General features: G+C 52.8%; 20 protein-coding genes. All 20 read right to left on the bottom strand.

Annotation, left to right across the window (positions count from 1 at the left end; translation table 11 throughout):
- Positions 1–7: 7 nt before the first annotated feature.
- Entirely contained in the window at positions 8–412 is a 405-nt protein-coding gene (locus L2Y28_RS09990) for a hypothetical protein (RefSeq protein ID WP_042889550.1), read from the bottom strand.
- 92 nt (positions 413–504) lie between these two features.
- Positions 505–807, bottom strand: coding sequence for a hypothetical protein (locus tag L2Y28_RS09985; RefSeq protein WP_016062812.1), 303 nt, complete (start codon positions 805–807; stop codon positions 505–507).
- Complete coding sequence (locus L2Y28_RS09980) at positions 800–1,174, bottom strand: hypothetical protein (protein ID WP_042889549.1); 375 nt, start codon at positions 1,172–1,174, stop codon at positions 800–802. Before L2Y28_RS09980 ends, L2Y28_RS09985 begins: the two co-directional genes overlap by 8 nt.
- Positions 1,175–1,296: 122 nt before the next feature.
- Positions 1,297–1,572 carry a cor protein gene (locus L2Y28_RS09975; protein WP_113652440.1) on the bottom strand — a complete coding sequence of 92 codons (276 nt, stop codon included), beginning with the start codon at positions 1,570–1,572 and terminating at the stop codon, positions 1,297–1,299.
- 166 nt (positions 1,573–1,738) lie between these two features.
- The gene (locus L2Y28_RS09970) at positions 1,739–2,191 is read right to left on the bottom strand and encodes a KilA-N domain-containing protein (RefSeq protein WP_126523563.1); all 453 of its coding nucleotides are present in this window, start codon (positions 2,189–2,191) and stop codon (positions 1,739–1,741) included.
- Positions 2,187–2,840: a DUF6246 family protein gene (locus L2Y28_RS09965; protein WP_113652441.1), complete on the bottom strand. Its 654-nt coding sequence runs from the start codon at positions 2,838–2,840 to the stop codon at positions 2,187–2,189. The genes L2Y28_RS09970 and L2Y28_RS09965 overlap by 5 nt, the downstream gene beginning before the upstream one ends.
- 40 nt (positions 2,841–2,880) lie before the next feature.
- Positions 2,881–3,615 carry a phage tail tube protein gene (locus L2Y28_RS09960; protein WP_045265490.1) on the bottom strand — a complete coding sequence of 245 codons (735 nt, stop codon included), beginning with the start codon at positions 3,613–3,615 and terminating at the stop codon, positions 2,881–2,883.
- 15 nt (positions 3,616–3,630) lie between these two features.
- Positions 3,631–4,017 carry a hypothetical protein gene (locus tag L2Y28_RS09955; protein WP_023306061.1) on the bottom strand — a complete coding sequence of 129 codons (387 nt, stop codon included), beginning with the start codon at positions 4,015–4,017 and terminating at the stop codon, positions 3,631–3,633.
- Positions 4,014–4,451, bottom strand: coding sequence for a hypothetical protein (locus L2Y28_RS09950; protein WP_045265488.1), 438 nt, complete (start codon positions 4,449–4,451; stop codon positions 4,014–4,016). The genes L2Y28_RS09955 and L2Y28_RS09950 overlap by 4 nt, the downstream gene beginning before the upstream one ends.
- Positions 4,452–4,458: 7 nt before the next feature.
- Entirely contained in the window at positions 4,459–4,821 is a 363-nt protein-coding gene (locus L2Y28_RS09945) for a hypothetical protein (protein ID WP_022651014.1), read from the bottom strand.
- The gene (locus L2Y28_RS09940) at positions 4,814–4,993 is read right to left on the bottom strand and encodes a DUF551 domain-containing protein (RefSeq protein ID WP_017384998.1); all 180 of its coding nucleotides are present in this window, start codon (positions 4,991–4,993) and stop codon (positions 4,814–4,816) included. Before L2Y28_RS09940 ends, L2Y28_RS09945 begins: the two co-directional genes overlap by 8 nt.
- Complete coding sequence (locus tag L2Y28_RS09935; RefSeq protein WP_042889543.1) at positions 4,993–5,394, bottom strand: hypothetical protein; 402 nt, start codon at positions 5,392–5,394, stop codon at positions 4,993–4,995. Before L2Y28_RS09935 ends, L2Y28_RS09940 begins: the two co-directional genes overlap by 1 nt.
- 59 nt (positions 5,395–5,453) lie before the next feature.
- A complete protein-coding gene (locus L2Y28_RS09930) occupies positions 5,454–5,738 on the bottom strand; it encodes a hypothetical protein (RefSeq protein WP_042889542.1) in 285 nt (94 codons plus the stop codon).
- 10 nt (positions 5,739–5,748) lie between these two features.
- Positions 5,749–6,852: a major capsid protein gene (locus L2Y28_RS09925; protein WP_045265487.1), complete on the bottom strand. Its 1,104-nt coding sequence runs from the start codon at positions 6,850–6,852 to the stop codon at positions 5,749–5,751.
- Positions 6,853–6,865: 13 nt separating this feature from the next.
- The gene (locus L2Y28_RS09920; RefSeq protein ID WP_042889540.1) at positions 6,866–7,324 is read right to left on the bottom strand and encodes a hypothetical protein; all 459 of its coding nucleotides are present in this window, start codon (positions 7,322–7,324) and stop codon (positions 6,866–6,868) included.
- A 12-nt stretch (positions 7,325–7,336) separates the two neighbouring features.
- Positions 7,337–8,599 (bottom strand): hypothetical protein, encoded by a 1,263-nt coding sequence (locus L2Y28_RS09915; RefSeq protein ID WP_045265486.1) that lies wholly within the window; start codon positions 8,597–8,599, stop codon positions 7,337–7,339.
- 3 nt (positions 8,600–8,602) lie between these two features.
- Positions 8,603–9,535 (bottom strand): phage minor head protein, encoded by a 933-nt coding sequence (locus L2Y28_RS09910; RefSeq protein WP_113652443.1) that lies wholly within the window; start codon positions 9,533–9,535, stop codon positions 8,603–8,605.
- The gene (locus tag L2Y28_RS09905; protein WP_023306057.1) at positions 9,486–10,841 is read right to left on the bottom strand and encodes an anti-CBASS protein Acb1 family protein; all 1,356 of its coding nucleotides are present in this window, start codon (positions 10,839–10,841) and stop codon (positions 9,486–9,488) included. Before L2Y28_RS09905 ends, L2Y28_RS09910 begins: the two co-directional genes overlap by 50 nt.
- Positions 10,842–10,856: 15 nt before the next feature.
- Positions 10,857–12,104 carry a PBSX family phage terminase large subunit gene (locus L2Y28_RS09900; RefSeq protein ID WP_088401784.1) on the bottom strand — a complete coding sequence of 416 codons (1,248 nt, stop codon included), beginning with the start codon at positions 12,102–12,104 and terminating at the stop codon, positions 10,857–10,859.
- Entirely contained in the window at positions 12,101–12,535 is a 435-nt protein-coding gene (locus L2Y28_RS09895; RefSeq protein ID WP_045281509.1) for a hypothetical protein, read from the bottom strand. Before L2Y28_RS09895 ends, L2Y28_RS09900 begins: the two co-directional genes overlap by 4 nt.

Genomic DNA, 12,535 nt, shown 5'->3' with positions numbered 1-12,535 from the left:
AGTCTTACTATTTTAATAAACCGAACATAAAAAGAATGAACATCAGCAAAATACCAGCGCCTATCCACTGGCCAATTGCATGACCTGTCGCCTCGCTTGATGCGGCTTGAGCGTTGAGTTTGGTAGTTTCATCATTTATTGCTGATGCTGAGGCTAGCATCTCTTCAGCGAGCGTTTCAAAAAGCACAACTTGTGCTTCTACCGGAGCTTCAGAAAAAAAGTCACTAACCTGATCTTGTAAATCTAAGGATGCGGTATGTATGTTCCCCCCATCAGCGATCACTTGCTGAATTTTCTGGTTCCGTATTTCAACAAGCGCCCTTATTCTGCTTCTGTTTGATTTATATGTTTTTTCTTCCGAGCCACTAACTGTGAAATAGTCATTGATAGCGCCCGGTATGTCGATATGCATATCCCTATCCCCATCAGTAAAAGATGGTCAAATCCTACCACCAGTTGACGGAGAGGTCAGCAGGGATCTGGCGACGACAGAACAGTTACAGATCACTTGGTGACTAAAGCAATGAATAATGGAACGAGTATTGCCGATACTAAAAGGCCAACCAGCCACTTTTGGTTGTCGTCAATCTTATCAATGAACCGCTTTTCCATTGATGATAGGTTTTGGTTGATGCTTTTCAGCTCAGATTCAATGCCTCTGATGTTTCGCTCTCGCAGTTCGTCTGTGGCTTCAAGTCTTGCAAGTCTCTCGCGTGTGTACATATCGCCTCCGTCACCGCCGCTACCGCCACCACCATGTTTTGGGAAGTCTACAACGTGAATATTGTCATCCATCTTGCTATTCATTAGTCCCTTTCCCTGAATCTGAAAGCTTCTGCTCCACCCATTTCAATACCGGCCACGTTGCAAAATGCATCGAATAAGCACAGTTTTTGCATATCAATCGATACTCATATTTCACCAATGAGTATGGTGGCCCTTCTGTGTCGAGTTTGACTGGTATGGCATAAGTGCTGCTTTCGCACCCTTCAGGCCCTACAGTCATCGAACTGGCGTTAGGGATAGAAATATCATCACTACCACAAATTGGACATATGACTGTTTTGACGCCGCGTTCGAAAAGATATTCAGAGAATAGCTCTGGAGTGACTTTCTCCAGTCGTCGCTGAAGTGTCAGTTGAAGCTGCATTTGGCGCTGCTTTTCATCTTCCACGTTGATTCACCACGAAATGTATTTCCGTAAATTTATCACGCGGAACATCGCTATATAAACTGATCATCCATCCATGGCGAAGACAAAACCCGCAGTTAAGCGGGTTTGGATGTGCGCTTCAATCAGGCAGATTTGGTTGGAAGGTCGTTACGAATCTCTGGCTTCTTGTCGCAGGTAGTGCTGGAGAAATTGTTCTTTGATACCCACTGCCAGTTGAACGGATAGCCAGCGCGATACTGGGTCTGGTTGGCTACGTTACGGATACCATAAATCTGCACGATGGTATTCTGTCCACCTAACATCGCCACGCCCTCGCATATTGGTTCCTGCTTTTCCAAAATTCCTGAACAACCAACAAGAAGCCAAGCACAGATCGCAATAATTGGTAGTTTTTTCATTCCTTTATCCCTCTACGCCATTTTAGGCATTATCCTATAGCCATAGACTAAATGAGTAAACGACAACCACCCCCTCAATCTTTGTGGTTTTCAAATGCTCTATCACCGATTTTCCGCGCCATTGCGGATCTCTGATGGCCGTCAGTTTTCTGGCGGCTTCTTTTTCTCAGTAAATACCCGGCAAATGCATCTGCACCTCATCAGCAACGCGATCACGCGCTGCATGGAGTAGCTTTTTGCGTCCGCCAACTCCCCACCGGGCCATCTGGCTGGCGCACTGACTGATCGCTTTGGTTTCGGTGTTAATAACGTGGTCGATTTTGTTGAGACTGGACATGGCATCGAACCCGCGACGCATCAGCATTTGAAATGTCTCATAGACTTTGATTTCAAAAAGTGAATTGAGCCAGGCTGCATAGCGTATAGCGATAAGCTCAAGCCCCCAGGAACCCTGAAGTGGGCCACCCTTAATGGTCATAACCGATGCGATTTTCTTCGCATCGCTCAGGGCTTGCACGAACCGCCTTACTTGCTTGGTTTTGAGAAACTCACCTGGTCGCTGTGATTCAGTGGCTTTACCTTCAGCCACAGCCGCTGTATGGAGATCAAGGAGATTAATGCGGTCCGTTCCGTTGCGCGTCGATAGCCAGCATTTGCTCGGCCCAGTCCATAACCTCGTCGTATTTCTCCTGAGTCGGCACTTTTGCTTTTTCCTTCTGCGGGAACTTGGCATTCATGGCGGCGCGGAAGCTGGTCATTGTCATGTTCCAGGCATCAGACTCGCTCATTCCGAGGTGAGCAACAGCGGTGTAGACGAATGACCGTACATCGAATTTGTCGCTGTACTCGCCCTTCTTGCTCTCGAACTCTTCTGGCGGCTGATCCCCCATCACGCCATGCAAAATCAGATGCCGCGCCAGCTGGATAACGTCTTCAACTGGCAACAAGCCAGGCTTAAACAGGAGGCGCCCCGCCGTAGTCACCGAGTAGGAGCCGATGATTTCAGCAATGTCGCCTTCAGAACAGTGTTTGACTACACTAGCTGCGGCCGCTGCCATATCCGCAAAGCAGCGTGCATTAGCCGCTTTCAGAATCTGGGGGTCCGCAATTCTGTGCTTTGGGTAATGGCCTGCATGAACTTTCACGAAAGCATCAACAATCTGTTCAGGCGTTCCGATCCGGGACATAGCCAGGAATGAAGGGTTGAGGAATATCTCTTTGCCGCCAGCGCGAATGACGGCCTGGCCGATATCGGTGATTGCTTTCATGGAAAATCTCAATAAAAGGGAGGCTTAGCCTCCCATGGTTCTAGGCTGCGTTTACGGTCACAGTAGCTGAGCTGGAGGTCACTGAACCGGCGGTTGAGGATGTTACCTGGCAGGAGTAAGAACCCGCGTCACCAGTAACGACGCTCGCCTTCGTGTATGTAGCGTTTGTTGCGCCGGTGATGTCAGTGCCGCCCTTCTTCCACTGATAGGTCAGAGTGGAACCATCAGAGACATTTGCCGCCACTGACAGGTTTAGTGCATCACCAACCGTGAGCGTGCGGTTCTGCGGCTGCGTAGTGATAGTGATTACGGCGCCGACATCACGTACATCCACCTGGCCCGCGCTTGACGCCTCAATAGACCATGTGGCCACGTCATCATGAGGGGCTTCATCTTCCCACGAAGTCACCATAAACGGGCCTTCGGTAATGTCGTTTGGAGAGATGATTTTCAGCCAGACATACGGCTGATTGCTGGTCTCTGCCGGCGGGTTGTAAACGTGACGCTTCAGCGCGTTCTGCGCATAGACATCTTCTTTTCGGGTTACGCCATCTCCAGAGAACGAGATGTTTTTGTAGGTTACGAGATTTTCCTGCGTGTACGCCGCGCTCATATCAGCAGTAGCGTCTGCGGTATCCCATTCGGCGGAAACAGTCTTCCCGCGCATCATGCCAAGGCGCTTATAGTCACCGTTGGCGGGTTGTGATTCGGGGCAGCCAATCGCGTAGTAAACGACGACATCACGCCCTGTGAAAGCACCAGCTTCACATGCCATGTCTTTATCTCCGTGTTATCGGGAAATGATGGTTTGAAAGGAAATATCGAAGAGGTAACGACCTTCTTCGGTCTGGATGGCGGTGATACCGCCGATTGGCTGCATCGAGATGATGCATTCAGTCTTGTAGTCGTCGATCATCGCCTGGCGTATTGCATCAGCGCGGTCTTCAACTTCGTTGATGTCACTGTCGTTCTGTCCTGACAAAACAAGGATACGGAAAAAGTCGCGCGTAATGGCTTCCTCAGGCTTGCCACCGCCGTTTTGCTGGATGACAAGGTATCTTTCCCCTTCAGTACCTTCCAGCTCGTTCCAGAAGCGTTTCTGGACGCGGTAGCCGACATCAAACCCGTGAGACTGTAACCACGCTCTCAGCGCGTCATACACTTCGCTGCGCGTCATACTTTGTACCCTTGTTTGATGATGGCCTTAATCTCGTTGAGACCGTCACGCTCAAAGCCTTTGGTCAGGAACCCCGGCTCGGCATCGGGATCCCAGTAATTCCCCTTCCCGGTGCCGCCGCCGAATTCTTTTCCAGCGCGAGTTCTTCCGAAGTGTTCACGCGGCTGACCTTTTAGCTTACCGGACATACCGTGAACGGCGGCAGCGTATGCAGCCGTGTACCCGACCTTTCCCTGCATCCCGCCGGGCATTGGGTCAAGCTTTCTGTACTGGCTGTTGATAAGCGTGGATGTGTCAATGGGAGTAAGTAGCGCAGCGTGAGACGATCCGACAATCATGACCTCAGTCAGCACTCTTTCTGTGCGTGGCCCGGCAATTTCTGCCAGCACCTTGCGGGTGTTCATTTGAACACGCTTGATACCTTTTACGGGCATGATCGCCTCACGTCAGAATTTTGTAGTCCGGCTCCTCGCCGAATGGTGACATATCCCATTCCGTCACCGCCTTGATGACGTTTGCACCAGCTTTCAGCGGATCGGCCTGTGCCGTTGTGTCACCTCTGGCGATATACCAGTCACGCTTCGGCATGGTCGCATCGATGCCATTGCGCTTCAGCTCAGTGAAGAAAATCAGGTTCGTGGTGAACTCTTTCCCGCTGGCATCTACCGCAACCTCATTGTTTGCCGTCCAGGTGCAGTCAATCAGGTAGGGGGTTCCGGTTGTCCAGGTGCTGTTCCAGTCGTCGTAGACTCGCGGGTAAACAGTGGCAACATTGGTATAGCTCCATGCAGCTGTTTCAGACACCGTTATCCTCCCACCGGATCACCTCCGGATTCTCCGCCGCAACCTTCCGGCACAGCAGATACCAGTCACCGTTGCTTTTGACGTATCCGGTAACGCGTTTACCACTGTCGGTCATCACCCAGACTTTGACAAAAGGCTCCGGCAGCCGCTTCTTAACCGATATCCAGGCCATTACCGACCCCCGCCACACATGCATCCACCCCTGGCAATCCATATGCCAGCAAAAGCTGTATTGGTCGGGTCTGGAGGAATCAGACTGGTAGCGCAACCATACTTATCCAGTCCCCTTAGAAGCCCCAGAGAGGCCTTCCATCGGTCAGCAAAAGACTGATAACGGAATGACCGCGATGCGCCGTTAGGCGCTGTCTGAGAGCTGATGTATTTGTCTCCCTGCCCCAGCGCCATTAAGCCCAACAGGTAAGACTGAATTAGCAGCGCTGTAGCCGGAGAGTAATGAGCATCAAGGCATTCCTGAATACTGTTAGCTTGCTCTACTAGCGCCTCTAAGATGAAATCAGGCAGCGTGATACCGACTGACTTCAGATATTCCCTGGCCTGTTCTGTGGTAATCATGCGAGCCTCTTAATAAGCCCTCCGCAGAGGGCATAAAAAAACCGCCTTAGCGGCGGCTGTTATTCAGCAGGGAAAAGCTTTTCAAGCTCGCCTTTCGGCAACAGCTCGCCAAGCTTTTCAGCACCCAGATTGCCTTTGTACTCAATACCCAGTTCGGTCAGCCGCGCCTGGATAACCTCTTTTCGGGATTTCACATCCGTGCCAGCCTCTGGTGTCGCCGGAGTTAGCGCAGCGTCAGAGAGTTTCATAACATGAGGCTTCAGCGCAGGATGCAGTTTCTCAATTTCAACCACATCACCGACCTTCACTCCATGCCACGCCCTGGTTACCTGGTATTTAGCCATGCTGTTCTCCTTATGCCAAATTCGCGCCGTACAGCACGCCAGAACGACCTTCGTCATCACGTTTAATCTGCAAACCTTCAGCAGACATGATCTGGAAGTTGTAGTTGCTCTGAGGCATAGGACGCGGCAGCGGAACAACACCAACGGCCATGCCAACAAGCGGGGAGATCACATCTTTGCGGCGCTCATAAGCCAGGAACTCATTACCGCTCAGCGCATAAGTCTGGCGGATGTCTTTCACCGGAATAAACTTGCGAATAGCATCCAGCACAGAACCGCTGATGATCGCGTTTGTACCGTCACCCACCTCAATAGTGTATGGCTTGGAGAGGTTCGCCATGATTTCAGGAGACAGCCACAAAACGTCATAGGCCGTAACCTGGTTGGCGCGGGCAGTCACACCAAATGCACCGGTTGGACCGAAGAATGCCAGCGCCTGCGCCGGGGTTGCAGTGGTCAGGTTGATGTTAGCGCCACCTGCGCCAGAGCCAAGGTTGATTTTGGCGGTGTTGCGGTGGTTGCGAAGGCCCTGTGCCGGGTAGTTCTGAACCTGAATGGTCGGATTACCATCCAGATAACCAGTTACTCGGCGTTTATGGAACTTACGGTTTTTTGCTGTCTGCGAATCCAGAACCAGATCAATGCCGACGGTGTTCAGTCCTGCGGCAAGACGCCAGTTAACACCGAAGCCAGCGGTATAAATCGGAACTGGGTCACCATCGCTACCGTAATCAGTGTGGTCAAAGGAATACGGCGCCTGACCGTCAAGACTCACAGAGACATCATCAGCAATATCGCCAATCGTGTTGTAAAGTTTGGCAGTCTTGCCGATCGGCAGAACGGTCTGCACAGCCATCAGGTCGTTGACAATTTCCATGCCGATCACCTGATCGCGAGACTGGACGGTTTCGCGGTCAATTTCAGCCCAGAACTCACGACCCAGCCCATCACCTGCCAGCGCATTGGCCGCCAGCGTTTCTGCATCCATCGCGCCACGGTACTGGTTAACCATGATGTTATGCGCGGTGTCCCAGATGTTGCGCTGCGCCCACAGAGAGTTCCAGTGAAGGCGCAGGCGGCTATTCGTGGCAAGCGTTTCTTTAGTGAAGTACATTCATATTCTCCTTTTACTCGCCGCCGCCAGTTGCCGGGGCTACAGTACCTACGCGGAAGCGCACGCGGATAAAGTCGGTAGCGCCGGCAGCGATGGTTGCATCGTCCTGGCTGTAGCCAAGAACGGTGTCGGTGTCAGAGTCGGCAATCGCCCCCTGACCATTTGCGCCCAACTTGATCGGGGTGTCTTTGGCGTAAGTTCCCGCAGGACACAGGATTGCCAGTTCTCGGCCTTCTTCCACGTAGTTACCAGATGTGGAGTGACCAGCAGGGATAGAGTCAGTAATACCAAGCCCTTCGCTGAATGCTGGGTCGAGAACATACAGGCGACCAACTGTTGCTGCGGCTACTGCAAACTCATCGTCACCGTTGATGGTAACGAAAGTTCCCGGCAATGACGCGGCTGCCACTTTACGGGTTTCGGTCTTGTACAGAGACTGACCGTCGATATTAACGCGACGATAACGTGCCATTAGTCTGGCTCCTTATTTGAAATATTCGTCAGGGTTCGGCGCACCGGTTTCTTTCTGCTGTTGCGCAGAGTTGGTGCCCAGCGGTGCGGCTTCGCCCAGCGACTTGAACATCGCATCCAGAGCTTCGCCAGACAGGGCGTTAGCCACAATATCGCCGTGAACTTTTGCCACCGCTTCACGCTTCGATTTCTCTTCGGCGCGAGAGTTGGCAGTCAGGGTTTCTGTCAGATTGTCCTGGTTGGCCTGTAGCGCGTCAACCTTCTCCGCGAGAGGCTTGATAGCCTTTTCGGTATTGGTGGCGACGGCCTCGCTAACCATGCTGCCGATTTGTTCCAGTTCTTCTTTGGTTAAAGGCATGTCGCCCTCCGTTTTGTGGTTTGGTGCAGGCTGTTCCTGCGGTGTGAAAAATGATTTGAGCTTGTTGACGACGGCAACCCATGAACTCTGGCGCTGAACCTCTGTCCCGGTATCGTCAAAGACAATCTTTCCGCCCTCAGATTTGTATCCGTAAACCTTCGGATCGCCATTGTTGAGGATGATTACGGCCTGTGAGTCAGTGAAATCAGCCACCCAGGCGTATTCTTTCTCGCCGGGAGCGAATTTATCTTTCGCAGCCTTCTCCAGTCGGCGCTCGCGCTCGCGATATGTTTCTCCCACCAGAGCGCCGGAATTAGCCTTCAGTGGCGTGGCAAGGTCAGCATTCACCATCATCCCTACCCCCTGCTCTGGCGTGGCCGCGCCAACCTCATCCAGAAGGATGGCGTCATGGTCCATCGCGTGAATTTTCGCAACCCATGAAGCCCCCTGAGCTTTTTGCTCATCGTTCGCTTCAAGCTCCTCCAGGAATACGGCAACGCTGGTATGGATTGGCGGAACATCCTCGCCTTTCTCCAGCGCTTCAAGACGCTCAAGGAGGCGCTTTCCGTCATCCGTGCGCTTTGCCACTTCTGTGTCGATCCACTTCTCGACGTAGACGCGGTTGCCGGACTTCTTGACGTTTTTGTTCCATGCCCCGACGTAACCCACATTCAGCCCTTCAGGACTAAAAGCAGAAACAAACTGACCGTTGACCTGTGGGTGTCCAAGCGGTGCCAGCGTCCCCTCCAGGCCGCTGTAGTGCTGGTCAATCTCACTGGCCGGATACAGGCCGCCGTTCATGACCACGTTCGCCGGAAGGGTGTAGGAAGGAACAACCCAGTGCTCGCGTCCGTTGTGCTGTTCGCGCCGGATGGCCTTACTGTTCACCTTCGAGGTGACATTAACTTGCATTGGCATGAGTTAACCCTTAGCCCATTGGTAGCCACGGGCTTTCATTGTGTTAAATGTTTTCTGAGCTTTTTCGATGATGGTGTCGCTTAACGGCTTGCCGCTTTCATCGACCATCACCGCGATTGTGGAGCATTTACAGTTCACGCTGTTTGCATCCTTAGCCCACCACTCCCGCTGCTCTTCTGCGGTATACAGATGGGCGTGACGCGCGGCATGGGTGCTTCGTGTCGTCGGGCTGAGCGCTGATATGTGCATCTGCTTTGTACGGATGCCATATTGCTCCCTGGCTTCGTCGTCCTCGTCCAGGCGCCCACGGCGCAGCGCGGTGGTAATCTCCGTCCGGGCAATACGATTAGCCCGACGAGACTCAATTCCCGTCTGCTCAGTGATGCGTTTCGCTATTTCCAGCGGGTTCTGTCCGCGCCCAAGCCCATCGGTCAGTATCCTCGCCATGTCGGCTTTCACAGTGGCGCTGAGGTTCTTCATTTCCTCGAAGGTACGCGCCCGAACCAGAATCAGCCTGCGCCGGTACGGCTCACTCAGGAGGATTGTCGATATGCTTTCCTGTCCTGCCGCGTACACGGCAGACTGCTGTGACAGATTGGCGAACTCCTGCGCCGTGCCGCGTTGATACGCCGGGTTGACGTAATCAGCCCAGAACCAGAACCCCGTCTCGTTATCTGCACCCAAAATCTCATCCACCAGCAATGAGGCATTGCTGAGTAGCATTGATAACTGTGTGGAATCGAGGTCGAAGGTATAACGCTGGTTTACTGATGGTGATGCAGGAATGCGGTCGAGAATGTCCTTGTAGGCTTTGCCAATGCGTTTCATTCGCCTGGCGAACTCGTTCATTGCGCCGCGCTCAAGGCGGTCAGCGCCTGTCGGATCTTTAAGGTTTCCGGGTAGTATCGGTGACTTCGCTTTCTTCTTCTTCGTCATCATCTACCTCTGGAAGTGGTTCGGGTGAACCCTCATACCCGGCCGCTACACGAATCTCTTCACCAGTAAACACCTGCTCGCCTGTCGCCAGCGATGCGCTGTTTATTTGCGACATCTTCTGCGCGGCATCCAGTTTTTCCGATGAACTTTGTTCGTTCAGGTCATCCCAGATAACCGTTTTCTTTGCCACAGCATCAATGACACCAAGCTCAATCAATTTGTCGCACAGATCTTCAATGTCGAATGACAAGTCCTCTCGCCGGGACTGGCAGCGCGTGTTGAAGTATTTCTGGTCTTCGGTGCTGGCCCGCTCACCAGTCTGCATGCCAACAAGTATTTTTGTCGGTATATCAAGTGCGGCAGCAGCGGTTTGCAGGTTAACGTTATAGGTTGGAGAGGGATCGGATACAGCAGCCACAATCGGAGCGACATTGGCCCCTTGGGTAATAAGAACTGAGTCGTTTCCGATATTCATTTCACGGGCTACTTTATCGTAGATTTCGTTCAGTTCGCTGTAATCAACCCCGTATGCCCTGGCTATTTCATCCAGTTTCGCCTCTTTATCAAAATTAATACTCAACTGGCGTGCTGCGTTCTTCAGGAATGACTCGCCTGAACCACCTTCCACCTTCTCCAGACTCACAAAGGCGTTATAGGCGGGCTCGAGAAAGCCAATAGCATCGTCGGCATAATCACCCAGAATGAAAATGCGGTCGGGATGGATGTCAACGCGCCGGGTCGAGCCATTAGGCAACCTCTCGGTGTACTGCCACATCTTCGGCTGCCCGTAGGCCCTGGAGTTCAGACCGGTGTCCCACTCCTTAACTTTCACTGAGCCAGCCCATGCGACTGTTATTTTTTCAAGCCCTCGCCCTTTCGTTGCCTGCTGATTCCATGCTTTACCATCGCGGATATGAAGCAGGATGGCAGAATAGCGCCCAACCAGACGGCGCAGGTCAGCGTCAGCAAACGATCGCCAGAAGCGATGAGTAAACACAGGAAGAAGACTTCTTTCCCACGCGGTAATGTCGCGAGTTTCGTCCTCCTCTTCCCCCTCGATAATCTCTGGGCTGGTATGCCAGCAAGCGGAAATGATTTTGTTTATCGCTCCGTGGGCGATGCCGCCGCGTCGATATAAGTTGTACAGATCGCCGAAGGTTAATTCTTCTTTGAAGCCGTATTCGCACCACGCTGAATTACGCTTGGCGTCCAGCCCCATCGAAGGGTTAAGCAGCCCCATACGGGCGCGAGCAAGCCTGGCATCGTTAATCGCGTGATTAACCGCCATCTGTAGCTGTTTGTTCATGTCGTGTCCGTCAGATTAAAGCAGGCGCTTAGGTATCATCATGCCAACCCCCTGCTGTTTACGTTTGATATGTCCATCAAGGGAATAGCGGACTGCGTCCCAGGTATGCTCATCCCCGTCAGCCAGTTTCGGCAACACCTCACCGGTGATGCGGTCCGTTTTGTACGACCACATGCGGGCCTCGCGTGCCACATTCATACAGCGTGGATGGATAATGATTTCGTCGAAGCCGCGAAGGTGTGCTATCCCATCCTCAACGCTACCCTGCCACTTCTCAGCAGCTGAGATATTGAAGCCCTGCCGCTTGAGATAACTGATCGTCTCGGGTCGCGCGGAGTCGGCCTTGATGGGCCAGTCACGCGAACCGGGAATTGTGTCGTACAACTCTGGCATGTGGTCGAGCTCTGTCTGCTGCCCGTATGCCTCGTACTCAATGTACAGCCGGTTATGCAGGATGAACGAGCGCACCAGAGTGTTCGGGTCTTTAGCGAAACCGAAGTCGGCTCCGAAGAACAGGCGATCGGCCTCTTTCCATAGTTCGTCTGAGAACTCAGCGATCCGGTATTTTCCTGCCAGCACCTGCTTATCGGAGTTTTCGAGGTAAGCGCCTTCCCACACCCATGCGTATGTCGCCGGGTCTAGGCGGCGCTGATCATTCTGTCGCTCACCTTCCAGCACGTCGGGGAACCACGGGTTATCCGTATAGTTCATCTCAACGGTTATGCAGTCGTCACCAGCCTCTTTGCGGAAACGCTTATCCGTGGCGCTACCGTCGCGCTCCGGATTCCACGTCACCCAGATCTCTGAACCTTCCTCGCGAACTGTCGGGCTCAGCTTCTGCCAGGCTATTTCGCTGACTGATTCAGCCTCGTCGACCCAGCACAGCAGAATGCGCGCTTTCGACTTGATGCTGTCGAGGTTATGCCGCAGACCGCAGAACACGTAGTTAACGCTCTTGTCGATGGTGCGGATGTACTTTTCGCCGATATCAAAGTTGGAAGCCAGCCATGGAACAGACAGGATCGCCTGTTTCACCTCCTGCATACTCGACTCTTCCAGCGAGTTCATGAACTCACGCGCGCAGAGCACCACGCCGCTTTCACCGTTCATCATCGACTGATACGCCTTTACTGCAGTCATCAGTGCGAATGTGCGCGTCTTGGCGCTGCCACGTCCACCGTGCGAGCACCGGTAACGCTTATTCACGGCGGTGAATAGTGGTGCAAGCTTCGCTGGGATCGGAAGTTGAACGGCTTCACTCATGCTTTCGGCTCAACAGGTAGTAACTGGATGATTGTCGGCTGCGGAGTCATAGTTCCGTCTGAAGATTTGTGGTCGATTTCCTGGCTGACTTTGTCTCCGTACTTTTTCGGGTTCATGCGAGCCAAGGCCCATTTTCGCGTGTCGATGCGAAGACGTGCTTTGGCTACTGCGGCAGCCTCTTCATTCACACCGTCAGCGATATCGAACATATCTTCGAAAATCGCATCAGCGCGTGTCTCAGTGGCTTTCGCGTATTGGTCGCGAAACTCTGCATGTTGTGCCAACCAGCGGAATACCGTCGCCTTGTTAGGCATCCCTGGTCGGTCACAAACTTTGCGCAGGCTTTCCCCATCGGCAAGCAGTGAACAGATGTCAGCAGCCACCTCTGGTAGATAATCAGAAGGGCGGCCAGTCTTTGGTTTGGTCGCCAT

It is taken from the genome of Enterobacter sp. JH25, from assembly GCF_021725435.1.
Taxonomy (GTDB): Bacteria; Pseudomonadota; Gammaproteobacteria; order Enterobacterales; family Enterobacteriaceae; genus Enterobacter; species Enterobacter intestinihominis.
This window is presented reverse-complemented; position numbering and strand designations above follow the sequence as displayed.